The 24525-nt window shown below is 70.7% G+C and carries 23 protein-coding genes; 11 read left to right on the top strand and 12 right to left on the bottom strand.

All coding sequences use genetic code 11. The annotated features are described in order from the left end of the window. Nucleotides 1-142: 142 nt before the first annotated feature. On the top strand, nucleotides 143-1486 hold the full coding sequence (locus tag L7N97_RS19415) for an IS1380 family transposase (protein ID WP_237479927.1): 1344 nt from the start codon (nucleotides 143-145) through the stop codon (nucleotides 1484-1486). Nucleotides 1487-1651: 165 nt separating this feature from the next. Here the strand turns inward: L7N97_RS19415 and copD are convergent, their stop codons facing one another. From copD to L7N97_RS19395, 4 genes are all read right to left on the bottom strand, one after another. Continuing rightward, the gene (gene copD, locus L7N97_RS19410; RefSeq protein WP_237479926.1) at nucleotides 1652-2551 is read right to left on the bottom strand and encodes a copper homeostasis membrane protein CopD; all 900 of its coding nucleotides are present in this window, start codon (nucleotides 2549-2551) and stop codon (nucleotides 1652-1654) included. Next, nucleotides 2548-2916, bottom strand: a complete 369-nt coding sequence (gene copC, locus L7N97_RS19405) for a copper homeostasis periplasmic binding protein CopC (RefSeq protein ID WP_237479925.1) — start codon at nucleotides 2914-2916, stop codon at nucleotides 2548-2550. The genes copD and copC overlap by 4 nt, the downstream gene beginning before the upstream one ends. Nucleotides 2917-3082: 166 nt before the next feature. Beyond that, the gene (locus L7N97_RS19400) at nucleotides 3083-3436 is read right to left on the bottom strand and encodes a hypothetical protein (protein WP_237479924.1); all 354 of its coding nucleotides are present in this window, start codon (nucleotides 3434-3436) and stop codon (nucleotides 3083-3085) included. A 112-nt stretch (nucleotides 3437-3548) separates the two neighbouring features. Beyond that, nucleotides 3549-4451: a LysR substrate-binding domain-containing protein gene (locus L7N97_RS19395; RefSeq protein WP_237479923.1), complete on the bottom strand. Its 903-nt coding sequence runs from the start codon at nucleotides 4449-4451 to the stop codon at nucleotides 3549-3551. 169 nt (nucleotides 4452-4620) lie between these two features. Between L7N97_RS19395 and L7N97_RS19390 the strand changes: the two genes are divergently transcribed. The 5 genes from L7N97_RS19390 to L7N97_RS19370 all read left to right on the top strand — a co-directional run bounded on the left by L7N97_RS19390 (nucleotide 4621) and on the right by L7N97_RS19370 (nucleotide 9626). Next, entirely contained in the window at nucleotides 4621-5085 is a 465-nt protein-coding gene (locus L7N97_RS19390) for a hypothetical protein (protein ID WP_237479922.1), read from the top strand. 33 nt (nucleotides 5086-5118) lie between these two features. Further along, nucleotides 5119-5403: a hypothetical protein gene (locus L7N97_RS19385; RefSeq protein WP_237479921.1), complete on the top strand. Its 285-nt coding sequence runs from the start codon at nucleotides 5119-5121 to the stop codon at nucleotides 5401-5403. A gap of 74 nt (nucleotides 5404-5477) precedes the next feature. After that, on the top strand, nucleotides 5478-6971 hold the full coding sequence (locus L7N97_RS19380) for an AMP nucleosidase (RefSeq protein WP_309242870.1): 1494 nt from the start codon (nucleotides 5478-5480) through the stop codon (nucleotides 6969-6971). Between the two features lie 123 nt (nucleotides 6972-7094). Beyond that, the gene (locus L7N97_RS19375; protein ID WP_237479920.1) at nucleotides 7095-8606 is read left to right on the top strand and encodes a M48 family metalloprotease; all 1512 of its coding nucleotides are present in this window, start codon (nucleotides 7095-7097) and stop codon (nucleotides 8604-8606) included. A gap of 129 nt (nucleotides 8607-8735) precedes the next feature. Then, entirely contained in the window at nucleotides 8736-9626 is an 891-nt protein-coding gene (locus tag L7N97_RS19370) for an RNA polymerase factor sigma-32 (protein ID WP_237479919.1), read from the top strand. A gap of 13 nt (nucleotides 9627-9639) precedes the next feature. On the opposite strand, the gene L7N97_RS19365 is transcribed toward L7N97_RS19370, so the two are convergent. The 5 genes from L7N97_RS19365 to L7N97_RS19345 form a co-directional block, all read right to left on the bottom strand. Then, on the bottom strand, nucleotides 9640-10440 hold the full coding sequence (locus L7N97_RS19365; RefSeq protein ID WP_237479918.1) for a methyltransferase domain-containing protein: 801 nt from the start codon (nucleotides 10438-10440) through the stop codon (nucleotides 9640-9642). A gap of 70 nt (nucleotides 10441-10510) precedes the next feature. Beyond that, the gene (locus L7N97_RS19360; protein ID WP_237479917.1) at nucleotides 10511-11305 is read right to left on the bottom strand and encodes an AraC family transcriptional regulator; all 795 of its coding nucleotides are present in this window, start codon (nucleotides 11303-11305) and stop codon (nucleotides 10511-10513) included. A gap of 228 nt (nucleotides 11306-11533) precedes the next feature. Further along, nucleotides 11534-12319, bottom strand: coding sequence for an ATP-binding protein (locus L7N97_RS19355; protein WP_237479916.1), 786 nt, complete (start codon nucleotides 12317-12319; stop codon nucleotides 11534-11536). 106 nt (nucleotides 12320-12425) lie between these two features. After that, entirely contained in the window at nucleotides 12426-13709 is a 1284-nt protein-coding gene (gene tnpC / locus L7N97_RS19350) for an IS66 family transposase (protein ID WP_237477822.1), read from the bottom strand. Between the two features lie 78 nt (nucleotides 13710-13787). Continuing rightward, nucleotides 13788-14129: an ATP-binding protein gene (locus L7N97_RS19345; protein ID WP_237479915.1), complete on the bottom strand. Its 342-nt coding sequence runs from the start codon at nucleotides 14127-14129 to the stop codon at nucleotides 13788-13790. Nucleotides 14130-14445: 316 nt separating this feature from the next. On the opposite strand from L7N97_RS19345, the gene L7N97_RS19340 reads away from it, so the two are divergent. Continuing rightward, a complete protein-coding gene (locus tag L7N97_RS19340) occupies nucleotides 14446-15729 on the top strand; it encodes a glutamate-5-semialdehyde dehydrogenase (RefSeq protein WP_237479914.1) in 1284 nt (427 codons plus the stop codon). Further along, nucleotides 15726-16412, top strand: a complete 687-nt coding sequence (locus tag L7N97_RS19335; protein WP_428981008.1) for a nicotinate-nucleotide adenylyltransferase — start codon at nucleotides 15726-15728, stop codon at nucleotides 16410-16412. The genes L7N97_RS19340 and L7N97_RS19335 overlap by 4 nt, the downstream gene beginning before the upstream one ends. On the opposite strand, the gene L7N97_RS19330 is transcribed toward L7N97_RS19335, so the two are convergent. Continuing rightward, nucleotides 16407-17141 carry a DUF1194 domain-containing protein gene (locus L7N97_RS19330; RefSeq protein WP_237479913.1) on the bottom strand — a complete coding sequence of 245 codons (735 nt, stop codon included), beginning with the start codon at nucleotides 17139-17141 and terminating at the stop codon, nucleotides 16407-16409. The genes L7N97_RS19335 and L7N97_RS19330 overlap by 6 nt on opposite strands. 246 nt (nucleotides 17142-17387) lie before the next feature. Between L7N97_RS19330 and L7N97_RS19325 the strand changes: the two genes are divergently transcribed. The 3 genes from L7N97_RS19325 to L7N97_RS19315 all read left to right on the top strand — a co-directional run bounded on the left by L7N97_RS19325 (nucleotide 17388) and on the right by L7N97_RS19315 (nucleotide 22347). After that, nucleotides 17388-17534 carry a hypothetical protein gene (locus tag L7N97_RS19325; protein ID WP_237479912.1) on the top strand — a complete coding sequence of 49 codons (147 nt, stop codon included), beginning with the start codon at nucleotides 17388-17390 and terminating at the stop codon, nucleotides 17532-17534. Between the two features lie 151 nt (nucleotides 17535-17685). Then, nucleotides 17686-20757 (top strand): rhamnan synthesis F family protein, encoded by a 3072-nt coding sequence (locus L7N97_RS19320; protein WP_237479911.1) that lies wholly within the window; start codon nucleotides 17686-17688, stop codon nucleotides 20755-20757. A 60-nt stretch (nucleotides 20758-20817) separates the two neighbouring features. After that, complete coding sequence (locus L7N97_RS19315; protein ID WP_237479910.1) at nucleotides 20818-22347, top strand: glycosyltransferase; 1530 nt, start codon at nucleotides 20818-20820, stop codon at nucleotides 22345-22347. Nucleotides 22348-22478: 131 nt separating this feature from the next. Here the strand turns inward: L7N97_RS19315 and L7N97_RS19310 are convergent, their stop codons facing one another. Both L7N97_RS19310 and L7N97_RS19305 read right to left on the bottom strand, forming a co-directional pair. Next, nucleotides 22479-23243: a glycosyltransferase family 2 protein gene (locus tag L7N97_RS19310; protein WP_237479909.1), complete on the bottom strand. Its 765-nt coding sequence runs from the start codon at nucleotides 23241-23243 to the stop codon at nucleotides 22479-22481. Nucleotides 23244-23251: 8 nt separating this feature from the next. Beyond that, nucleotides 23252-24502 carry a hypothetical protein gene (locus tag L7N97_RS19305; protein WP_237479908.1) on the bottom strand — a complete coding sequence of 417 codons (1251 nt, stop codon included), beginning with the start codon at nucleotides 24500-24502 and terminating at the stop codon, nucleotides 23252-23254. Nucleotides 24503-24525 lie beyond the last annotated feature (23 nt).

The raw sequence follows: 24525 nt of genomic DNA, 5'->3' as shown, positions 1-24525 counted from the left end.
AGTCCTGATCCTCGGTCTTAGCCCGTCTTATTCGCCGGGACGGGTGCAGGGTGGTGGCGAGCATAGCTTAACGCGTTGAGGCGGCGTAGGAATTGGGTGCTGACGCCAACCCCGATCCACCCCACGCCCTGCCACGCCCGCCATGGTCGACGATACGGTCCCGTGCTTCGGCTTTCCAGCCGTCGGACGGAAGAAAGTCACAGCCGCCTTCGACGGCGGACGCCTCACTTCGGATGGCGGCGTGATGCTGCTGTCGCTGGCGGAACGGCGCCTCGGGATCGCCGAGCGGCTGGCCCGGCTGATCCCGGACCGTCGCGATCCGACCCGCATCACCCACAGCTTCGCCGACATGATCCGGGCCCGCATCTTCGCGATCTGCTGCGGCTACGAGGATGCCGACGATCTCGACACCCTGCGCACCGATCCCGCCTTAAAGCTCGCCTGCGGACGCCTGCCCGACACCGGGGTCGACCTGTGCTCGCAGCCGACCGTGTCGCGGTTGGAGAACGCCCCGCGCCTGCGCGACGTGATCCGGCTCACCTACGCCCTGGTGGACGCCTGGATGGACTCTTACCCCCGGCAGCCCGAGGCGGTGACGCTCGATATTGACGACACGTGCGACGTGGTCCACGGCCATCAGCAGCTGTCGCTGTTCAACGCCCACTACGACGAGCGCTGCTTCCTGCCCATCCACGTCTACGACACGGAGCGCAGCCGCCCGGTCGCCGTGGTGCTGCGCCCGGGCAAGACGCCGTCGGGCGTCGAGGTGCGGGCCCATGTCCGGCGCCTGGTCCGCCGCATCCGTGCCCGTTGGCCCGAGACCCGCATCCTGCTCCGGGGCGACGGCCATTATGCGCGGCCCGAGGTCATGGCGTGGTGCGAGGCCAACGGCCTGCAGGACGTCTTCGGCCTGCCGGGCTCCAAGCCGCTGTCGAGGAAGGTCGAGGACACCGCCGACGCCGTCCGAACCGAGCGCGCCATCGGCGACAAGCTCGTCGTGCGCGACGACGCCGAAACCCGGCACAGGGCGGGCTCCTGGAACCGGGAGCGCCGCGCCGTGGCACGCATCGAGGCGACCCGTCTGGGGCTCGATATCCGCTTCGTCGTCACCAACGTCGAGCGGGGCTCGCCCGAGTGGGTCTACGACAGCCTCTACTGTGCCCGCGGGCAGGCCGAAAACCTGATCAAACTGCACAAGTCCCAGCTCCGGTCCGACCGCACCTCGTGCCGCTCCGCGCTGGCCAACCAGATGCGTCTCGTCCTGCACACCGCCGCCTACTGGCTGATGCTGGAGGTGAGGGACGCCATCCCCAAGATCCGCGACTTGGCTTCGGCCGAGTTCACGACGCTGCGCCTCCGCCTGCTCAAGGTCGCCGCCAGGATCGTGGAAGCCCGGCACCGCGTGCGCATCGCCTTCGCGGCCGCCTGTCCCGAGGCCGATGTCATCGCTGGTCTGTCAGCGGCCCTGATCCGGCGCCGGATCTGATCGGCGGGGCCACGTCCCCTCACGTCGAAATCAGGTCCTCCCTCCAGCGCCGCACCCACACCGAAGCATCACCCGACGGCGCTCCGCGCCGACCGGCCTCGCATGCCCGAGACAAAACACGCCGCCTGCTGAGCCCGACGTCCTCGCACCGGTGAATAGGACAGGTTAGTTCGGGTCCTGCAGGCCGAAGACCGCGACCGCCGCGACCGCGACGAGGCCGAGCGGGATCTCGGCCAGCGTCGCGCGCCGCAGCATCGCCGACGCGGAGGCGCGGTCGCGGCCGAGCCGGGGCACCAGGGCGTAGCGGTTGAGGAGGGCCAGCGCCGCCATGCCGGCGACGGCCAGCGTCTTGAGGTCGAGCGGGCCCTCGTAGGGCGAGCCGAGGTCGAGCGGCCACCGGCCGAGCACCAGGGCGGCCTGCGCGACGCCCGACAGGACTACCAGCGCCACCGCGACGTGGCCGGCGCGCGAGAAGCGCCGCAAGGCGAGCACGGCCTCGGCGCGATCGTTCGGCCGGTCGAGCGCGCGCAGGATCGCCAGCACCGGCACCAGCGCGCCGAGCCAGGCTCCGGCCGCCAGCACGTGCACGGCGGCGACGGCGCGGTGGAACAGTCCGAGCGCGCCCGCGTGCATCGCGGCGTGGCCCGTCAGCGTGAGGCCCAGCAGGAGCAGCGCGGCCGCCAGCGCGGTCGCGCCCGCGCGCAGGCGGCGCGGGGCGAAAGCCGCGGCGAGCAGCAGGGCCGCCGCCGCGGCCTGCGCCGCCCAGGCCCGTCCGGGGCCCGTGTCGGCGAGGACGCTCGCGACGAAGCCGGGGTCGGCCGCGTCGCGCCAGCCGTCGCCGATCGTCGCCGCCGTGGCGGGCAGCTTCGCCGCGACGGCCAGCAGCGCCAGCGCGATGGCCGCCGTCGTCGCGCGCCGCAGGCTCAGCCCCACGGCGGCGGCGAGGCGGGAGGGGACGAGCCAGGCCAGGGTGGCCCAGGCGCCCCACAGCAGCAGGGCGGCCGCGTCCTCGGCGAAGCGGCACAGCGCCGAGACGCCGGTGACGTCGACCGCCGCCGAGGTCACGGCGCCACGGTGAAGGAGAAGCTGCCCTCCGTCTTGTGGCCGTCGGTGGCGAGCGCGTGCCAGTCGACCTTGTACGTGCCCGGCGCCAGCGGGCCGGCGACGGGCACGACCAGGGTCGCGTCGCCGCCGGCGCCGGGCCGGGCGGGGCCGGTCGACACGGGCGCGCCGCCGGGCCCCGACAGCGACAGGCCGGTGAACTTCGGGTTCACGCCCTCGGTGAAGGCGAGGTCGATCTCGCCGGGGCGCGCGACGCTGGCGCCGGACGCGGGGGTGGAGGCCTTGAGGTGGGCGTGGGCGAAGGCGGGGGCCGAGGCGGCGAGGCACAGGGCCGAGGCGAGCGCGATGGGGCGCAGGGACTGGAGCACGGTGGGATCCTGGAACGAGGGCGGCCGGCGGCGCCGGATGCGCGTGCGGCCGCGAGATGGGGAAAGGCACGTCACGGCCGCCCGAGCGATGCCCCTTCTTGAAGAGAGGGCGAGGCGGAGCGCGCATCGGGAGGTGGCGACGTCGAAGGGGTGGTTCAGGGCCGGATCAGCCGCGCGGGGGACCTTGCGACTGGCGCGGACTGCGCTGGCGGGCCGGGGTGGTCGGCCCGGCGGCGAAGGCGCCGTGCTCCGCCGCGGCGGCGGGCGCGAGGGGATCCGCGACGGCCGGAGGCGCCGGCAGCACGGCCAGCGCCACCAGCGCGCAGTCGTCGCAGCAGTCGTGACGGGTCGGCGCGGCGGGGTCGTCCGCGGCGCCCCGCGCCCCCGAATGGCAGATCGGCGCGTGGAAGCCCGGGATCAGGTCGACCGGATCGACGGTGGACGCGGCGGCACGGCCGGCGCCGGCCAGGGCCGTCACCATCACGAGGAGCGCCGCGAGGGCGCGCCGCCATCCGATCACAGCCGGCCGCGTCATGCGGGCGAGTGGGGCGCGAGTCGCGCCGGTGTGTCAAGGCAGGCTTCGCGGGCCCGCCCCTCCACCGATGGTCGCCTCGGCCGCCACGCGGACCGCGTCACGCTGGGGCCGCGCCCGCGTCCGCTGGGAGCGACAGCCGCGCGGCGGTCCGCAGCACCTCGCAGAAGGCTTCCGCGCTGTCCGACCGCGCGGGCTCGGCGCGCTCGTAGACGAAGACCGAGGGCGCGAGCGCCGGCAGGCCGGCGGCGCCGTCGAGATGGACCAGGTCGAGCAGGTCCATCCGCAGCGGGCAGGCCGCCACGCCCAGGCCCGCCCGCAGCGCCGCCTCCAGGGTCGCGAGGCCCGAGCTCTCGAACACCACTCGCCACGGGCGCGAGGCGCCCTGGAGCGCGTCGAGCACCGCCGCCCGCAGCGCGCCGCCGGGGGGCCCGAGCACGAGCGGCACCGGGTCGGCGACCGGCAGCGCGATGTCCGACCGGCCGATCCAGGTCGTCGGCTCGGTCCACAACGTTTCGCCGCGCGTGATGCGGGTGTCGCGGCGCGTCATCACGACGTCGAGCTCGCGCCGGTCGAGAGCGGCGAAGAGCGGCCCCGGCGCCGGCGCCGAGAGCGCCTCGAAGCGCAGGTGGGGGTGCTCGCGCGCGAAGAGGCCCAGCACGGTGGGCAGCGCCGTGCGGGCGAAGTCCTCGCTGAAGCCGATGCGCAGCACGGCGTCGGGCTCCGAGGCGGCGAGGTGCGAGCGCAGGTCGCGGCCGAGCTTGGCCATGGCGCGCGCGTAGATCAGCACCGCCTCGCCGTCGAGCGTCAGACGGGCGCCGAGGGGCGTGCGGTCGAACAGGCGGCGGCCCACCCGCTCCTCGATGCGCCCGACCTGCTGGTTCACGGCCGACTGCTGCACGCCGAGGGCGGCCGCGGCGCGGTTGAAGCTGCCCGCCTCCGCGATGGCGATCATCGTGCGGATCTGGTCCGCCGTGAGCACGCCGTCGAGCCCGTCCGCCATCCTGTCCCCCGCGCGTCGCCCGCCGATGACGTCCGGTAGCAAAGGCGGCCGCACTGTGAAAGCCGGGCGACGCCCCCCCGAGGCTGAACCGAGCCTGAACCGCGGGGTTCAGCGCCGGTCCGGAGGCGCCCGCTAGACAGCGGGCATCGCAACGACGGGACAGACATCTATGACCGCCTCCGACAAGCCTTCACCGCCCCCGCGCGGGTCGTTCTTCGGGCGCCGCCGCGTGCAGGCCGCCGCCGCGCTGCTGATCGCCTTCGGGGCGGGCGGCGCGCTGATCCACCTCGCGGACGAGCCGCGGCGCACGACCGTGGTGGCGCTGGCGCCGCAGCCCATCGCGGCCGTGCGCGACGGCAGCGCCGCCTTCAAGGGCCAGGTCGCCGACGTCTACGGCGACAAGTTCGTCATCGCCGACGACAGCGGCCGCGCCCTGGTCGAGACCGGGCCGGCGGGCCGCGGCGCTTCGCTGGTCAAGCCCGGCGAGACCGTGACGGCGCAGGGCCGCTTCGACCACGGCTCGCTCCACGCCGCCGTGCTGACCCACGCCGACGGGCGCCAGGACGCGCTCGACCCCGGCCCCGGCGGCCCGCCCCATCCGCCCGGCCCGCCGCCGGCCCAGGCCGGGCTCTGATCCCCCCGTTCCCAACCCCGAGAATACCGCATCATGTCCGACACCGTCACCCTGTCCGGCACCGTCGCCGACGTCTTCGCCCACCGCTTCACGCTGACCGTCGAGGGCCGCGCCGTGCTGGCCGACCTCGGCCCGAAAGGGGCCGAGCGCGTCGCGCTGGCGTCCGGCGACGCCGTCACGATCACGGGCGAGCGGAAGCCGTCCGAGATCAAGGTGCTGAGCGTCCTGCGGGCCGGCGAAACGGTCGACATCCCGCACGGCCCGAAGCCTCACGAGCCGAAGCCGGACGGCACGCCGCCGCGCCCGAAGGCGGCCTGATCGCCGCGCTTTGCGCTCGACCGCTGGGGGTGCGACACTCGCCGCTCCCCGGCGCCATCGAGGTCCCGATCCGCGTGCAGACCGAAGAACTCCGACCGACCGAGACCATGGCCTCGCCCGAGGCCGCCGTGGACCGCCTGCGCGACCTCCACGCCGGCGCCACCGAGGCGCTGCGGTTCTCGCTGCAGCGCTTCCTCGACGACGGCACGCCGCCCGACATGGGCGCGCGGATGAGCTTCCGCTATCCGGAGCTGCGCCTCACCTACGCGCCGGACGGGCCGGTGCCGCGCATCAAGCGCGCCACCGCCAAGCTGCAGGGGCCGGGCACCTATTCCACCACGGTGACCCAGCCGGACTATTTCCGCCCCTACCTGCTCGACCAGCTCCGCCCGCTCGTGCGCGACTACGGCGTGACGATCGAGGTGGGGGCGAGCGCGCAGGAGATCCCCTACCCCTACGTGGTCGAGCCCGGCGCCGACCTCGCGTCCGGCGGCGTCACGCCGGCCGAGCTCGCCCGGCACTTCCCCGTGCCGCTGCTCAGCGCGGTCGGCGACGAGATCGCCGACGGGCTGTGGGCGGTGGACGATCCCGACGGCGCGCGGCCCCTCGCCCTGTTCGACGCCGTGCGGATCGACTTCTCGCTGCGCCGGCTGGTGCATTACACGGGCTCGGACTGGCGCAACATCCAGCCCTGGATCCTGCTCACCAACTATCACCGCTACGTCGACCAGTTCGTGCGCGTCGGCCTGAAAGCGCTCGCCGAGGGCGACGCCTACGAGCGGCTCGTGCTGCCCGGCGGCGTCGTGGTGGAGCGCGGCGAGGCGGCAGGGGCCGACCCGGCCGCCGTGATCGCCGCCTCGCCCTGGCACCGCTCGCAGATGCCGGCCTACCATCTCGTCGGCCGCGGGCCGGACGGCGCGCCGACCGGCACCACGCTGGTCAACATCGGCGTCGGCCCGTCCAACGCCAAGACCATCACCGACCACCTCGCCGTGCTGCGCCCGCACTGCTGGCTGATGGTGGGGCACTGCGGGGGCCTGCGCCAGTCTCAGACGATCGGCGACTACGTGCTGGCCCACGCCTACCTGCGCCGCGACCGCATCCTCGACGAGCTGGTGCCGCCGGACGTGCCCGTGCCGGCGCTGGCCGAGGTGCAGCTCGCCCTCCAGGCCGCGGCGGCCGGCGTCACCGGCGAGGACCCGGACGCGCTGAAGAGCCGCCTGCGCACCGGCACGGTCGTGACCTACGACGACCGCAACTGGGAGCTGCGCTTCACGCAGGAGCGGCGGCGCATCAACCTGTCGCGCTCGATCGCGGTCGACATGGAGAGCGGCACGATCGCGGCCCAGGGCTACCGGCTGCGCGTGCCCTACGGCACGCTGCTCTGCGTCAGCGACAAGCCGCTGCACGGCGAGATCAAGCTGCCCGGCGCCGCCAACGCCTTCTACGAGCGCGCGGTGGGCGAGCACCTGCTGATCGGCCTCGACGCGCTCGACCGGCTGCGCCGCGACCGCGCGGGGTTGCATTCGCGCAAGCTCCGGGCCTTCGACGAGCCGCCGTTCCGGTGACGGAGCCGGGGCGGTCCGGCGGCCGCGACCGGCGCTCCGCGCGCCCCGCGAAACACTGGACGGTGGCGCCGGGGCGCCGTTAGACAGGGGCCCATGCGGCGAAACGGGGGCGACCGGCGGAGAATGGCGACGGGGACCAGCCACCAAGGCCCGTGGGGCGCGGTCCGCGCCGCGGCGCCCCGCGCGCGCGCTGCCCTGTCCTCGGCGCTGGCCGCCCTGCTCCTCGCCGGCTGCGCCCCCACGGTGGAGGAGAGGCTCAACCCCATCCCCGCCGCGCTGACGGTTCCGGTGCCGCCCGCGGCGCCCCGCACCACGGGCGTCGACAGCCCGGCGGCGCGGGAGCGCAAGCAGCTCCTCGGCTTCTACGGCGGCGAATACCGCGCGCCCGCCACCGAGCGCTTCCTCGACGAGGTGCTGGTGAAGCTCGCCGCGGCCTCGGACACGCCGAGCCAGGTGTACCGCGTCACGGTGCTGAACTCGCCGATCGTGAACGCCTTCGCGCTGCCCTCGGGCGACATCTTCGTGTCGCGCGGGCTCCTGGCGCTCGCCAACGACACCAGCGAGGTCGCCGCCGTGATGGCGCACGAGATCGCCCACGTCACCGAGCGCCACGCGTCCCGGCGCGCCGAGATCGAGAAGAACTCGGCCGTGATCGCCAAGGCGGCCGCGGTGATCGACGACCAGAACCGCCAGAAGAACTTCCAGAACTACGCTCAGTTCTCGCTCGCCGCCTTCTCGCGCCAGCAGGAGATGGACGCCGACCAGGTCGGCATCCGCGTCATCGCCAAGGCGGGCTACGACCCCTTCGCGGCGTCGCGCTTCCTCGTGTCGCTCGGCCGCGCCACGGACCTGCGCCAGTCGCTCCACCCGGGCGGCGACGCCAAGCCCGACATGATGGCCACCCACCCCTCGACGCCCGAGCGCGTCGCCCACGCGGTGGCGGTGGCCCGCGGCATCGCGGCGCCCGGCCTCGGCGAGACCGGCCACGACCGCTACCTCGCCGCCATCGACGGCATCCTGTACGGCGACGACCCGGCGCAGGGCTTCGTGCGCGGGCGGCGCTTCATCCACCCGCGGCTCGGCTTCGCCTTCACGGCGCCGGACGGCTTCGTGCTGGAGAACTCCGCCCAGGCCGTGCTGGGCGTGACGCCGAGCGGCACGGAAGCGCTGCGGCTCGACAGCCTGAAGCTCGGCGCGGGGCAGACGCTCGACAGCTTCATCGCGAAGGGCTGGATCGACGGGCTGCAGGCGAGCCCGGCCGAGGCCTTGAAGGTCAACGGCCTCGACGCCGTCACGGCCACCGCCAAGGCGGACGCCTGGTCGTTCCGGCTCGCCGCCGTGAAGATCGGCAACGACGTGTACCGCCTGACCTTCGCGGCCAAGGACCTGACGCCCGAGACGGACCGCCGCTTCCGCGACAGCATCGAAACGTTCCGCCGCATCACGCCCGAGGACGCGCGCGACGTGAAGCCGATGCGGATCGCCGTGGTGACGGCCGCCGCCGGGGACACCGCCGAGGCCTTCGCGCCCCGCATGGCGGTGCCGGACCACCCGCTCGAAACCTTCGAAACCCTGAACGGCCTCGAGGGTGCCCAGCTCGACGCGGGCCGCCGCTACAAAGTCGTGGTTGAATAGCGCCGTCGCGGCTCCAGATAGGCAAGGGTCGAGTTTGCCGCAGCTCGGCCTTCACCGTTCCTGAACGCTTCCGCGAAACCTTCAACGGCCAGCCGCGTATCTTTCCCGGACCATCCGGGGAGAGCGACCATGTTGCAGATGGCGGGCGTGAGGCGGCAGTTCGTCAAGGCCGCGATGTCGGCCCGCTTCCTGGAACGCGACGAGGAACGCGCCCTGGCGGAGAGCTGGCGGCACCGGGGCGACGAGCGCGCCCTGCACGAGCTCGCCGCGGCCCACATGCGCCTCGTGATCTCGCTGGCGGCCCGCTTCCGCCACTACGGCCTGCCGATCGCCGACCTGATCCAGGAAGGCCACGTCGGCCTGCTCGAAGCCGCGGCGCGGTTCGAGCCCGAGCGCGAGGTGCGCTTCTCCACCTACGCGACCTGGTGGATCCGGGCCTCGATCCAGGACTACATCCTGCGCAACTGGTCGATCGTGCGCGGCGGCACCTCCTCGGCCCAGAAGGCGCTGTTCTTCAACCTGCGCCGCCTGCGCGCCAAGCTGTCGCGCGACGGCGGCGGGGCGGAGTCGAACGCGTCCATGTTCAACACCATCGCGCTGGCGATCGGCGTGTCGCCCGCCGACGTCGAGCTGATGGACACGCGGCTGTCGGGCCCGGACGTGTCGCTGAACGCGCCAGTGACGGATTCCGATTCCACCGGCCAGACCGAGCGCGTCGAGTTCCTGGTCGACGACAAGCCGCTGCAGGACGAGACGGTCGGCGAGGCGATCGACGGCGACCGGCGCGTGCTGTGGCTGCGCGAGGCGCTGGGCGTGCTCTCCGAGCGCGAGCTGCGCATCGTGCGCGAGCGCCGGCTCGAGGAGGAGGCCGCCACGCTCGAAGCCCTCGGCTCGCGGCTCGGCATCTCCAAGGAGCGCGTCCGCCAGATCGAGAACCGCGCCATGGAGAAGCTGCGCCGCGCCCTGTCCGACCGCACCGAGGCCGACGCCGCGCGGGCCCTGGTGGCGATGGGGGCGTGAAGCCGGGCGGCGATCACGCGCGGCCGGTGGCCTTGAAGAACGTGTAGGTGAAGGTCCCGTCCGGCTCCGCCGCGCGGGCGAGGTCTGTGAGGCCGCGGTCGAACTGGGGCGGATTCGCGAGGCCCGCCGCGACGGCGGCGTCTCGCACCCCCGCCACCATGGCGGTGAATGTTCCGAGCACGAATCCTTCGGCGAGATCCGGCCGCGCCGCGTCGGCGTGGACCGTTCGGGGCACCGTCGCGGCGTCGGCATAGCCCGCCATGCGCAGCAGCGGCGTGAGCCGCCGGCCGATCGTCGCGTCGCCGCCGGCGGCGCGCTGCAGCGCGACCTGACAGGCGACGGCCTCCGCCGCGGCCTCGCTCGGCGGGTGGACCAGCGTCGAGCCGTGGTCGCCCTCGATCGCGGTGAGGAGGCCGCCGGGCTTCAGCACCCGCCGGATCTCGCGCAGCGCGGCCAGCGGGTCGCGCAGATGTTCCAACAGAAAGCACACGAACGCGCCGTCGAAGCTTGCCGCCGGGACGGGCAGCGCCGTCGCGTCGGCATGCAGGAAGGCGACGCTCTCGATGCCCGCCTCGCGCGCCCGCGCCTCGGCCCTCGCGAGCGAGCCGGCGTCGATCTCGACGGCGGTGAAGCGGGCTCCGGGGCTGCGCCGCGCCAGGGCGACCGTCTGTGCGCCGACGCCGCAGCCCGCCTCCAGCACGGCGCTTCCGGGCGGGTAGGACGTGCCACCGTGGAGCAGGTCCTCCAAGGTCCGCGCCTGGTCCAGGAGGCGCGTGCCCTCCGGTCCCTCGTAGCCGTGCACGTAATCCCGCATCGCCGCCTCCGGTGACGGCCGAACGATGCGCCGCGCCGGCGGACGGGTCTTGAAGCGGATTGCAGCCTATTCAGCGAGCCGCTGTCCGCCAGCGCCCAGGCGTGACGCCGAACTGGCGCAGGAAGGCGCGCGTCATGTGGCTCTGGTCGGCGAACCCCACGGCCAGAGCGGCCTCGGCGAGCGGCAGCCCGGCCGCGATGCGGCGGCGCGCGGCGCGCACCCGCGCCTGGAGCAGATAGGCGTGAGGCGTCGCGCCGACGTCGCGGGCGAAGCCGCGCAGGAGTTGGAAGCGGCCGACGCCGGCGAGGGCCGCCAGTTCCGCCAGGGTGACGGGGAGGTGGGGTGCCTGATCGATGCGCTCGCGCGCCAGGGCCACGGCCGGGGCGACGACCCGGCGCCGCGGCGGCCGGCTGCCGTGCCGGGCGAATAGGCGCGCGAGGCAGAGCAGCAACGCCGTCTCGGCGGCGAGGCGGTCCGGCGCCGGCGCGGCCAGCCGCGCGAAGGCGGAGGCGAAGAGCGCCGCCTGCTCCGGATCCCGCAGGGCGGGCCGCGCGAACTCGGTGCCGCCGGGCAGGTCCGCGCCGAGCCAGTCCGCGACCGTCGCCGGGGCGAGATAGACCATCCGCCAGCCGCGGGCGCCACCGATCGGCCGCCCATCGTGCATCTCGCCGGGGTTGACCGTGATGACGTCGCCCGCCGCGGCCTCGACCGGGCCGCGCCCGCTCCAGGACCGGTGCGCCCCGCGGTCGATCAGCCCGAAGCCGAAGTCGTCGTGGGCATGGCGGGGAAACGAGCGGTCGGACAGCAGCGACACGGCCTCGACGCCGGGCAGCACGGCGGCGTGCCGGGTCGCGCGGTGCGGCACGGCGGAGCGCTCAGGACGCCGCCGCCGCGGTGCCAGTCGCGAGCGCGCCGTCGATCAGCCTCGCCAGGCCTACGCCAGCATGCGATTGCTTGCCTGACCGTGAAGGGCGGCTCGCATCCCATGATCGCATATGCCGCCTCTCCGCCGAAGCATGTTTGCCGTTGAATCACAAATGCCCCATCACCGAGACGTGTTCACGGGCGTCGACCGACCGTGTTCTTCGCTCTCTCACCCCTGGCGTCGCATGAACTCGGAAAAAAGCGGCACCGTGAAATCCAGATACCCGTGATCAGTGCTGTATATCATGCCTTTCGATATGACGTTCGCTCGAGATGGACCCAATGATGACGGAGTGCGGCTCATTGTTCTTGCGATATCAGCCATTGCATAAGGACCTTCTCCGAGGTGTGCCATGGCCTTGACAAACTGCACTTCTCCCTTTGTCAGGCGATCAATCCGGACCTTGAAGAAGCCTCGATCGAGCGATGACAGCGTCTTGGAGTAGGATCTATCTGCGTCCCGGAGAGAGATTTCAGGCCCTTCCGCATCGTTCCATGTTTCAGAAGCCCACTCTTGGAGGAAAAAGGGATACCCTCTCGTGCGTTCGACGATGAGGTCCAGCGCCTCGGAACTGATCGAGGCACCTTCGTCGAGAATCGGCCTCTGGACCGCTCGTCGCGCGGACACGGCGTCGAGGGCTCCGACGGCTGGATAGTGAAACAGCCGTTCCGCATAAGACTTCGCCTCTCCGGCCAAACGCGCAATCTGCGGAAGACCTGCGCCGACGAGGAGGACAGGCAGCCCATCCTGCGACATCCGATGCAGAGAAACGATCAACGCTGAAAGGTCGGATTCGGACAGGTACTGCACCTCGTCGATTGAAAGAATCCAGCCGCGTTTCGCAGCCATGGCGGCCTTGCCGATCAAGGTGAAAATGTCCGGCAGATCATACTGAAGATCGCCCGTATCGGCCAATCCGGGGTCAGGCTCGACGCTCATTTCCACCCCGGCCATCTCGATCTTGAAGGCCGACGCGAAGCTTCGCAGCCCTTTGATTCCGCGCGTCGCCAGTTGCTTGGCCGGTAACTACCCACGGGGTGCGCAGCTTGGCTGAGCGCCGTCAGGCGCCGATGGTGCCCAGCACGGTGCTGAACGTGCCGGCGCCGGAGGTCAGGCGCGCGGTGGCCACCACGGTTCGCACGGCGGCCTCGCCCTTGGCGGACCACATGGCGCGGTAGCCGTTGGTGTTCTTGCGCTGGATCACCGCTGGGCGGAGGTCGCGCTCGCAGGCGTTGTTCGTGGCCTCGACCCGTCCGGGGAAGGCCGCGAAGGTCAGGAGCTGGTCGCGGGCGCGACGCATGCGGTTCTGGATGTCGCGCGCCAGGTCGCAGGTGGCCGGGGCGGCGAGGATGTCGTCGAGGGAGCGCTCCAACTTGCGGCGCTTGGTGGCCACCGTCGAGGGCGCCGCTGTGGTGACGGTGCGCGCCAGCGCGAAGGCTTTGTCGAGCCACAGCTTGAGCCGCAGGGCGAGGATGTCGTTCCCGGCTTCGAGCGCATAGGCGACGTCGCGGGCGAGGTGGGCCAGGCAGGTCTGTTGCCGGTCGGCATGGCCCTGTTGGGCGGAGTAGCGATCCGACAGCCACACGGCGGGCCGGTGCCCGTCCATGATCTCGTGCACCACGCAGGCGCCCCGCGTCGGGGCGGCGTGGTGCACCACCGCTTCCTCGCAGCGGAAGACCCAATGGTACGAGTTCGTGCCCTCGATGCGCACGCCCGTCTCGTCGGACGCCACAACGGTGGCGCGTCGCAACACCGACAGGGCCGCGTCGCGCCCGGCCGCGAAGCGCGTCTCGGCCCGGCGCAGCATGTTGGTGAGCCCGCCCTGGCTGATGCGCAGGCCGAACAGGTCGAACAGGGCCTTTTGCAGCCGCTCGTAGGACAGGGCCTGGAAGGTCTTCAGGTACACGGCCGTGGCGTGCAGGCGCAGCCCGAACGGCGAAGCCGCAGCCTCCGCCGGTCTCGGCGCCGCCACGCGGGCCCGGCATCCCGGGCACACCACGGCGAGCCGCCGGTGCTGCTCGACGACGGGCTTCACCTCCGGCAGTTCGATGTGCTCGTGCACGCTGACCGTCTCGACCGGCAGCTCGGCCGACAGCGCCAGCCCGCAGTCGGGGCACTCGGTCGGACGGTGATCGACGACCGTGTCGGGATCTTCGGCGACGAGGCGGTTATGGCCCTCGTGGCCGGGCTTCGCACCACCGGGGCGGGACTGTTCGCGCCGCTCCTTGCGGTCGGTGGAGGGCGGCTTGGACGAGGTGCGCGACGTCTTGGCCGGGCGCTGCAGCTTCAGCACCAGTTCGATCAGTTCCTCCTTGCTCAGGCGCTCGAGATCACCGCGGCTCATGCCATCAGGGAATCAGCCTTCATCACGCCGCGCAAGCCCTCGTTGCACTTCGACCCGCCCCACCCGGCACCGGTCGCCTCACACCACCCCGTGGGTAGATACCTTGGCCGCTTCGACGCCGGAAAGCGACCTCAGAACCTTCCGCATCTCAGGGTAAAGGAGTCGCGCGAGACTCTCTCCTTCCGGCGACTCGACTTTGGAGACAAGCAGGCCCGCTTGCTCGGCATTGCGACCGATCTCGTTGAGTAGCACCGTCTTCCCAGTGCCGCGCAGTCCCAGCAGCATCATCGGACGAGCGCTCCTGCCCTGCAAGGCTCTTCCGCAGGCGATCCTGCCCGCCTCGATGATGGCGTCTCGACCCGCGAGTTCCGGTGGGCGACTGCCCGCTCCAGGGGCGAAAGGGTTGTTGTAGGGGTCCACGGATCTCCCTCTCGGCAACAGCGCGTCTAGCGATATATAGCCGTGCATAGGAAAAACAGCTAGCTTTGGCTAGTTTTTCGTAGCTTTCACTCGAAAGGTGGGCCATCCCGACTGCCCAAACTCGCGGAGCAAGGCAGTGACCGGCGCGACACTATGGAGTGTTCCGATCCCGCTAACGCGAGTCGGCTCGCACGCGGCGAGCTCGCACGGGCACCGTCCACGCTCGACGGCGTCCTTTGCAGGAGCCACCTCGAAGCGGGTCCGATGGACAACAGCATCGGCGTCGGCCATTGACGACGGCGCGGGAGGTGTAGTCATGGGGTCGCAGGTGATCGACGGCGTGCCCGAGGAGGTGCCGGCCCTCATGCGCGGCATCGGCCGCGCGGCGCGCCTCGCCCAGCGGGCGCTGGCCAACGCCGCCGCCGGCACGGTGGACCGCGCCCTCGTGGCCGCTGCCGACGCGGTGCGCCGCTCCGAGGCCGCCATCCTCGACGCCAACGCGCGCGACCTCGCCGCGGCCCGCGACCTTTCCCCCGCGTCGCGCGATCGCCTTGCGCTCGACCACGGCCGCGTGAAGGCGGTGGCGCGCAGCCTGGAGGACATCGCCGAGCTGCCCTGCCCCGTGGGCCGCGTGCTGGCGAGCTTCGACAGGCCGAACGGCCTCACCATCGAGCGCGTGTCGACGCCGCTCGGCGTGGTCGGCGTGATCTACGAGAGCCGCCCCAACGTCACCGCCGACGCGGGCGCGCTGTGCTTGAAGTCCGGCAACGCGTCCGTGCTGCGCGGCGGCTCGGAATCCTTCCACTCGACGCGGGCGCTCCACGCATGCCTGGTCGAGGGCCTGGAGGCCGCGGGCCTGCCGGCGGCCGCCATCTCGCTCGTGCCGACGACGGACCGCGACGCCGTGGGGGCCATGCTGGCCGGCCTCGACGGGAACCTCGACGTTCTGGTGCCGCGCGGCGGCAAGGCGCTCGTGGCGCGCGTCCAGGCCGAGGCGCGGGTGCCGGTCTTCGCCCACCTCGAAGGCTTGGTGCACGTCTACGTCGACGCCGCGGCCGACGCCGACAAGGCCGAAGCGCTGCTCGTCAACTCCAAGCTCCGCCGCACCGGCGTCTGCGGCGCCGCCGAAACGCTGCTGGTGCACGAGGCGCGCGCGGCGGAGCTGATGCCGCGGCTGCTCAAGGCCCTGCTCGACCGCGGCTGCGCGGTGCGGGGCGACGAGGCGGCGCGGCGCGCCGACCCGCGCGTGACCGCCGCCACCGAGGAGGACTGGCGCACCGAATACCTCGACGCCGTGATCTCGGCCCGCGCCGTCCCGAGCCTCGACGCCGCGGTGGACCACATCGAAACCTACGGCTCGCACCACACCGACTGCATCGTCACCGAGGACCTGCAGGCGGCTGCGACCTTCATGGCGGAGGTCGACTCCGCCATCGTGATGCACAACGCCTCGACCCAGTTCGCCGACGGCGGCGAGTTCGGCTTCGGCGGCGAGATCGGCATCGCCACCGGCCGCATGCACGCGCGCGGGCCGGTGGGCCTCGAACAGCTCTGCTCCTTCAAGTACCGGGTGCGCGGGGACGGGCAGACGCGGCCGTGACTCCGCCCGCGGGGCCGCGGTCGCCGGGCGGCCAGGCCCTGCCCGCGCGTTCGCCGGGTGGGCGGGCTCTGCCCGCCTGGGCGCCGGGGCTGCGGATCGGCCTGTTCGGCGGCAGCTTCAACCCGCCCCACGAGGGCCACCGGCTGGCGTCGCTGACCGCGATGCGGCGGCTCGGGCTCGACCGCGTCTGGTGGATCGTCACGCCCGGCAACCCGCTGAAGCGCCACGACGGCCTCGCCGACCTCGACACCCGCATCGCGGCGGCGCGGCGCCTCGCCGATCACCCGCGCATCGTTGCCACGGGCGTCGAGGCCGGCATCGGCATGCGCTACACCGTGGACACGATCCGGCACCTCCGGCGGCGCTGCCCCGGCGTGCACTTCGTGTGGATCATGGGGGCCGACAACCTCCTGCAGCTGCCGCGCTGGCGGCGCTGGCGCGAGCTCGTGTCCCTGGTGCCGGTGGCGGTGGTGGACCGGCCGGGCTCGACCTTCCGCTCGCTCAACGGCCGCGCCGCCGCCGTGCTGGCGCCGGGGCGCCTGCGCGAGTCGGAGGCGAAGCTGCTGCCGACCCGGCGCCACCCCGCCTTCGTCTACCTGCACGGCCCGCGCTCGTCGGCCTCGTCCACGGCGCTCCGGGACGCCGGGCGGGGGCTGATCCCGGCGGGGGCGCCGGGCTCATGAGATCTCCTGCACCAGCTTGCGCACCAGCGCGCGGCCGAAGCTGTCGAAGTCCTCCGCCACGGCCACGAAGCTGGCGAGCCCGCCGGTGACGCGCCTGCGGTAATACTCCTGCAACCCGCCTGGCGGGTGGGTGTGGGCGACGAGGTAGGCCGGGCCGGACATGTCGCTCAGGATCACGATGCCGTTGATGGCCGTGACGCCGTGGGCCAGCGCGGCGTCGCGCGCGCCCTCGATGTCGCTGCCGCCGTTGCTGTCGCCGTCGCCCGACACGTCGATGACGCGCCGCTCGGCCTGAAACGGCGCCTCCGCGAACAGGGCCGCGGAGAAGTCGATGGCCGAGCCGATCGCGGTCCGGTCCGAGAAGGAGCGCGGCGCCGCCCCGACCGTGAGGCCGAAGCCCCGCGCCTCCTCGGGGCCGCCGATCCCCGTCCATGGGATCACCAGCTTCTGCGACTGGCTGCCGGCCCATTCCACGAAGCTGACCGCGATGCGCCCGTGCGTGCCGGCCGCGATGGCGCGCAGCACGTCGGGGTCCGACATGGCGGCGGCGTAGCCCTTGCGCTGCAGCTCGTATTTCTCGTCGGTGATCGAGTGCGACACGTCGGCGGCCAGCACCAGCATGAGGTCGACCGTCGCGGGGTCGGTCCCCGCCGCCGAGGCCCGCGCGGGCCCGAGGACCGCGCCCCCGAGCAGCGCCGCCACCCCGTTCAGGACCGTCCGCCGCTCCATCGCCGCCTCCGCCGATGACCGATGGCGGCAGGAGACGGCGGATGGGCCTCGGCGTCAATGGGCGACGACGTCGCCCGGAGGACGATCCCGCGGTTCTGCGAAGGGGGAGGCCCTGCGCTCGACGCGGCGCCCTGGACCCTCGCCGGCCAGGGGCGAGCAGGCACTCGCTCTGGCAGCGGCCCTTCTGCGCGTGCCCATCGAGGACCGTCTGCTCGACCTTCCCGGCTTGGAGCCCGGAGGACGCCCGTGACCCGGCCCGAGCGGCAGAAGCTCGGATCGATGCCGGGTGGTCACGAATTGGCCGGCCCCGAAGCGTTGTTCAGCGACCTGCCGGGTCTCATCGAGGCGGGTCGCCGGGATGATGAGTTGCCGCATCTGAAACCCGCATGTTAGAGGCTCGGGCCCTGGCTGCGTCCGGGGAGACGCCGCGTTGAGCATCGGGACGTCGGATTGACCTCGCCGTTGCGCTTCTACGGCGCGCTCGCGCGAGGCCAGCCAGAAAAATGAAGCTTCGGGTTGCGAAAAGCGGAGTGCAGGGCGCATAATGAGTACGTCGGATCCCCTGCTGCCTCTCCAGGAGGTTGTCTCCGGCCCCCCCTCGCGCGCTGCAATCCTGGCCCTGCTCGCCGTTTCGCCTCTGTTCGACGCTGCATGGTATCTGGAGCGCTACCCTGATCTCGCCGGATCGGGGTTGGACCTCGTCGCGCATTTTCTCGATTTCGGCGGCAATGAAGGACGGCACCCCCACCCGCTCTTCCACAGCGATTTCTACCTCGAAATGAACCCCGACGTCCGGGAGATCGCAGAGAACCCGCTCGTCCATTATCTTTCGCGCGGCGCTGCGGAAGGACGCGACCCGAATCCTTTGTTCGACACGGATTGGTATGTAGCGCGCTACATGCGGCAGTCTGCCTACGTCATCAATCCTCTCGCTCACTACCTCCGCCATCCCGACAACGACACGTCGCAGGTTTTCCAGTCGCAGTGGTACAGACAGCATGCGATGACGGAAGCGTCGCAGGCTGAAAACCCGCTGGCTCATTATTTCAGGGAGGGGCGCGATGCCGGCGCGTTCTGCAACCCGCAGAGTCTGCCCGACCCTGACAACCTGACATACCAGCTTATGATGTCCGGGCTCTTCGACGCAGGATTTTACGGAGAGAATTATCCGGATGTCGCAGCCGCGGCCGTAGATCCTTTCTCTCATTACATGGAGATCGGCTACAAAGAAGGTCGCGTGCCGAACGCTCTGTTCGACATCAACTACTACTGCAATCAGGTGCCGGAGACCGAACGAGACAACATCAACCCGCTCGCACATTACCTCAAGCGGGGGGCGGCGCTGAACCTCAATCCAAATATCTTCTTCGACACCGCTTGGTACAAGGCTGAGTACCTCGCCCACCGCGGCGATGGATCGAACCCGCTCGCGCATTTCATCGCCGATGGGGGTCGTTCGACCAGTCCGTCGCCTCGCTTCGATGCGGGATGGTATCTCAGGCGGAACCAGGACGTAGCACGCAGCGGTATCAACCCCCTGACGCACTACCTGCGCGCCGGCATGGACGAGGGCCGCGCCCCGCGTGTTCTGAACCGTGGCGGCCATCTGGGCCGCCGCGTCTCGGATGCGAGGCTGGTCGCGCTGAAGGACGATGGCCGGAGCGCTGGGATCACGGTCCTGCTCGTCACCCATTCGGCGCGTGGAGCCTTGAAGGGTCATCTGCAGACGATGGTCGACGGCTATCGCCGGGCGGGCGCCGAAGTGGTCCTGATCGTGGCGGCGGACCGACGGCGCACGGCGATCCCGCAGTCCATCTCGGACGCCTGCCGCGCGGTCTATGTGCGGGACAACACCGGCTTCGACTTCGCCGCCTGGGCGCATGTCATCGGGCAGGACGACACGCTCCTCGACAGCGATCTGCTGGTGCTGACGAACGACAGCCTGCTCGGTCCTGTCGACATCGGCCAGCTCTCCACGATCTTCTCGCGAACCGCGGCCTCGCCGGCCGACCTCGTCGGCTTGACCGAGAACACCTACTATTCAACGCACCTGCAGAGCTTCTTCCTCGCTCTGAAACGTGGATGCCTGTCCTCCTACGGGTTCAGCCGATACCTCGCGGACATCGTCAACCTCGACACCAAAGACGAGGTGATCGCCAGCTACGAGCTGACTTTTTCGAGTCGGATGAAGGCCGCCGGCCTCCGCCTGGAGGTGCTGTTCCCGGAGCCGAGGCAGGACGCGTCCCGCGCCAGGATCAACCGCATGATCTTCGATTGGCAGGAGGTGCTCGACGAGGGCCTGCCTTTCGTCAAAGCCTCGCTGGTGGTCGGCGAGCATCGATCCTTCGGCGAGGATGAGGTGCGCGCCGCCTTGGCGGCGCGCGGCTTCGACCTGGGCCTGCTCGAAGTCACGCAACGCCACCCGGGTCCCGTCGCCTGGGTCGATCTCGACCGCACCGCGAAGCCGGGCCCCGTCCCGCGCGTGGCGTTCTTCGGTCCGTTGAACGTGGCGAACGGGCTCGGCATGGCCAGCCGCGGTTACGTCAAGGCCCTGCATCGGACCGGCTGGCACCTCAACATCCACCCGCTCGAACGCCCTTTCCACATCCATGCCAAGACCGCCCCGAGCTGGCAGGTCCGCGACTTCTCGGGACCCGCGGACATGGCCGTGGTCCACCTCAACGGCGACAGTTGGGAGGCGCTCCTCACGCAGCACCAGAGGCGCGACATCGAAGCGGCCAAGCTGAAGGTCGGCCTGCTCGTCTGGGAAACCTCGGTGATCCCTGACGATTGGCTTTCGACCATCGACGGTCTCGACGCCATCTGGGTTCCGACGGCGTTCTGCGCCGAGATCTTCCGGTCCGTGACGGGCATACCCGTCGATGTCGTGCCCCACGTCGTCGAGAACGAGCCCGGTCGGATCGACGACCAAGCCTCCGCGGTGGACGTCTGCCGCTCCTTCGGAATCGACTCAGGTAAGCGTCATATCCTGTACGCCTTCGACGGGTCGAGCTTCCTCGCGCGCAAGAACCCGCAAGCCCTCGTGAGGGCATTCCGCGCCGCCGGTCTGGGCCGGGCCGGCTGGCAACTCGTCCTCAAGACCAAGCACGTCTTCGACCTGCCCGTCGAAGGCCAGTCGCTGCTCGATCTCGTCGGGACCGACGGGGATGTCGTCGTGGTCGATCGGGCCATGAGCCGCACGGATCTGGCGGCGCTCTTCGCGCTCTGCCCGATCTACGCCTCGTCGCATGCGTCCGAGGGCTTCGGCTTGACCATCGCCGAAGCCATGGAATTGGGGAAGGTCGTAGTCGCCACCGACTACGGCGGCAGCCGCGATTTCCTCGACCCGAGCTGCGGTTTCCCCGTCAAGGCCGAGGAAGTCGCGTTGAAGGTGAGCCACGGCCCCTACCTGCGCGGCGCAGTCTGGGGCGAGGTTGACGAGGAGGCGCTCGCGGCTTCCCTGCAGGACGCGGCCCGCGCGGTCGTGGACGGGAGCCAGGCCGAGATCGCCGCCGCCGCACGAGCGCGGATCCGCAAAGACCTGTCTATCGAAGCGGTCGCCGCCGCCATGGCGGCCTCCTTCGGACGCCTCTCGACTTCCGACCGAAGCCGATGAGGGCGGGGCATCGACGGCGGCTTGCACGTCCACGCCGCCCCTATCAGCTTTGAAGCCGCGATGAACGACGTTTTCGGTATGCCCCCATCCATGCTTCACATGTCCTGGTCTGCGGACTGGCCGACTGACGTCGTTCCGTTGTCCCTGGGACGGGACCATCGCCCGGTCGAGCCGGACCGCTTGGCACAGCCCGCGGGGTCGCGCGCGCACTTCTTCTTCGTCGCTCCGGAGACGAGCGCGATCCATCCCGATGCGGTGGCGCTCGCGCGGCCCTTCATGGCCGAGCGGCCTGACGTGGGAATCTTCTACGCCGACGATGCCGTCGTGGCGCCGGACGGCACCGTCGAGAGCGTACACTGCAAGACGTCGTTCAATCCAGCGCTGCTGTTGGCGGACGATTACATGGCGTTCCCGCTCCTGATCAGGGCGGACATCCTGCAGAAGGTCGAATTGACGTTCGATGGCGACATGGGAGAGGCGGGCTGGTACCGCTTCTGCCTGGACGCTCTGATGGCCGGCGTCGTCATCGACCGAGTTCCCCACACACTGCTGGCATCTCCCGCCCCGCGCCCGAAGGCGCCGCGGAGGGCACGCGCGGCCGCGGCCGCGCGTTGGTTGGCCCAAGCGGGACAGCCGTTCCGTCTGGGGGAGGGCCGCTTCGGGGACACCAGCAGGCTCCAGCGCGCCTTCGCCGACTACCCACCGGTGACCCTGGTGATCCCCACGCGGCAAAGCGCACCCATCGACGACGTCGGGCGTGCGGGGCGTCCCTTCATCGCCAACTTCCTCGACAGCCTGAAGCGCAGCACCTACCCGCTGGATCGGGTCACGGTGCTGATCGGCGACGACCGCGAGGACGACACGATCTATCGTGGACGCGACGACCCCTTCGCTGTGAAGCGGATCGTCACGAAGCTGGCTCCTGGCGAGAAATTCAACTACGCCGTGAAGATGAACCGCCTCTGGCGGCTCGCCGAGACGGATTCCATGGTGCTGATGAACGACGACATCAGCGTCGGAACACCGGATTGGATCGAATCCCTCCTGACGTTCTCGATGGATCCCGACGTGGGCGGCGTCGGGGCTAGACTCCTCTTCCCGGACGGCAGGATCCAACATGCCGGCATGTTCGGCGGCATCTTCGGCGTGTGCGCCCATCCCTGGTACATGAAGCGGGCGGAAGAGCCCAGCTACGATGGATGGGCCGAGACGCATCGGGACTGCTCGGCCGTGACGGGCGCCGTCTTCGCCACGCGGCGCGGGCCGATGGACGCCGTGAACGGATTCGACGAAGGGTTCAGCCTGGATTTCAACGACGTCGACCTTTGCTTCAGGATGCGGATGCTGGGATACCGCATCGTCTACACGCCGTTCGCCGAGATGACGCATCACGAGAAGGCTTCGCGCCGAAGCGAGGTCGCTCCGGGGAGCCAAGTGGCGCGCTATATGCGGAAATGGGTCGATGTTCTGACCGACGACCCGATGTTCAGCCCGCAGTTGCTCGACGACACGGACGAGGTCGCGCCGCGCTCAAGCGCCTCCGAATGGGTGCGCGCATCCCGCGATCTATTTCCCGTGACCCGCCCGTAGGACGCGGGACCGGGGCTGCCCGACGGCAGCACACGCCTTCATGGCCTCGCAGTCAGGGATCTGCGTGGTCGCCTCGGAGCGTCCCACGAACGGGCGCCGCCGATCCGATCGCGCGACCTTCGCACGATCTGCTAGTCGAGGTTCAGCCATGGATGACGATAGGTCAACTGGACTTTGAGTGCCTCGGTGGCGTCTCGTGTGTCCGTGCGCAGCATCGACGTGCCGTGCACGCGATACCGGCACAAGATCTCCGGGACGTACAGGCCCGTCATCCCGCATTCCAGGAACTTACACCATAGATCGAAGTCTTCCCACCCTCCCTCGATGTGGGTGTAGCCGCCGACCTGCTCCCAGGACCTCACCCTGATCAGCGCCATGGCGTCGACGTAGTTGCCGCGCTGAAATCGGCGACGGCTCCAGACGTCCGCCTGACCGATGCCGACCTGATCGCCGAACAGCTCGATCTGGGTGTAGGCCGCATCGCGATCTCCCTCGGCCGCGGCTCGATGGAGGACCTCGATGGCGCGAGGGTAGATCAGGTTATCCGCATCGAGGACGAAGACGTGGCTGGTCCGAGCCGCGGAGAAGGCCGTATTGCGTGCGGCCGCGAGGCCGCGGTTGTGCCTGTGCCTCAAGAGTTCGAGTCGGTCGAAACGCCGCGCGTGACGTTCGGCCCATGCACGGGCGACTTCGACGGAGCCGTCCCGCGTCGAGTGGTCGTCGACCACCACCACCTCCAGGTGTTCATGCGTCTGCCCTGCGACAGAGTCGAGGCACTCCTCGATGAACCTTCCGTAGTGGTACAGGCTGACGGCCACCGTCACGGCTCGAGGATGCGGCAGCGACCGGCGCTGGTGCGAGAACAGGGCGTCGTGCTGCGGAGGTCGCAGGGGCATGGGATGGCTCAAGCTGAGGTCGAGCGCACGGCTGCGCGGAGATATCTCTGCAGCGACTCGGAATGGTCCGTGTCCGGCCGGACGATGGTTCGGGCGGCGGTCTCGCGCGCCGTCGAAGCAAAGCGACGCCCGTCCTCGTCGTCGAGCAGCCACCGGATCATCTCCCCGAGGTGCCTTTCATCGTCGTGGAAGACGAGGTCGGCGATCTCAGGGTCGGGATGGGCGGGGCGGATGTCGCTGACGACGATCGAGCCGGACGCCACGGTGCGAGCCATGCACCGGTACCAGTCGAAGTACGGGAACTCGTCCTCCGAAAGGTGCAATGTGACTTTGGCGTGGGCGCTGACATGCCCCGAGAGGCGGTGATGGCTGCGCCTTTCGACCCTCTCGTCGAGAAGATCTCGCCCGCCTTGCGCCGTGTAGAGGAAACAGGGTCGAGCCGCCAAAGCCGGTGCCTGCCGCCGAAGGATCGAGCCGCGCCGGGTCGTGAGGACGTCGAAGAAGGCGACGTCGATCGGACGCTCGTCCCACGCTCGGGCGTCGAAATCGAGTCGACGTGCAGCCTGCGGCAGGGACTGGATCAAGGGATGGGAGAGATCCGAAGCCTCCAGCCAACGGTTCCGAAGCGGCGCGGCGATCCGCATCAGGAAGGCGTGCAGCCCCGAGCTTCGGAAAATCTGCACGGCCTCCGGCGATACGTCCATGACACCCCGGGAACGCAGGATCCAGGGAAGGGCGAGGGTGAAGGAGCGGCGATGCATCGGCGCAGTGTTGAAAGTCAGGCTGCGCTCGATCGCATCCGTTCCTGCCCATAGGAGCCCCTTTCCGGCGTGGAAGAAGCTGTGCGGCGCGACCACGATGGGAAGACCATGATCGGCTTCGGGACTCTCGGACTGATCCTTCAAGACCGCCGTGACACCTGCAAGTGCCAAACTCTCCGTCAGGTCGGCCGCGAGCGCGACCTCGACGGGATCACTCGCCGTGCTCACGAAGACCGACACGCGGGGGCACGCGTCCGGATCGGCTTCGACGGCCTGGGGCACGGCCGGGGCATGGGCGGTCACGTCTAGGCTGGCTCGCCCCCAGGCGCCGGCCAGGGACTGTCGGCGGAAGATGGGCCTGCCCTCGGTCAGCCCGTGACGGAAGGCATGATCTGCAGGGTCGACTCGACCTGGATCGAGATCCGGATTCAGGGCGAGGTAGTCCCTCGCGTCGAAGAACGGCAAAGCCAGCAGGCGTCCGATCGGAATATCGCTCATGAAACCGGACTTCCACGCCCTTC

Source organism: Lichenibacterium dinghuense, assembly GCF_021730615.1.
GTDB lineage: Bacteria > Pseudomonadota > Alphaproteobacteria > Rhizobiales > Beijerinckiaceae > Lichenihabitans > Lichenihabitans dinghuensis.
This window is presented reverse-complemented; position numbering and strand designations above follow the sequence as displayed.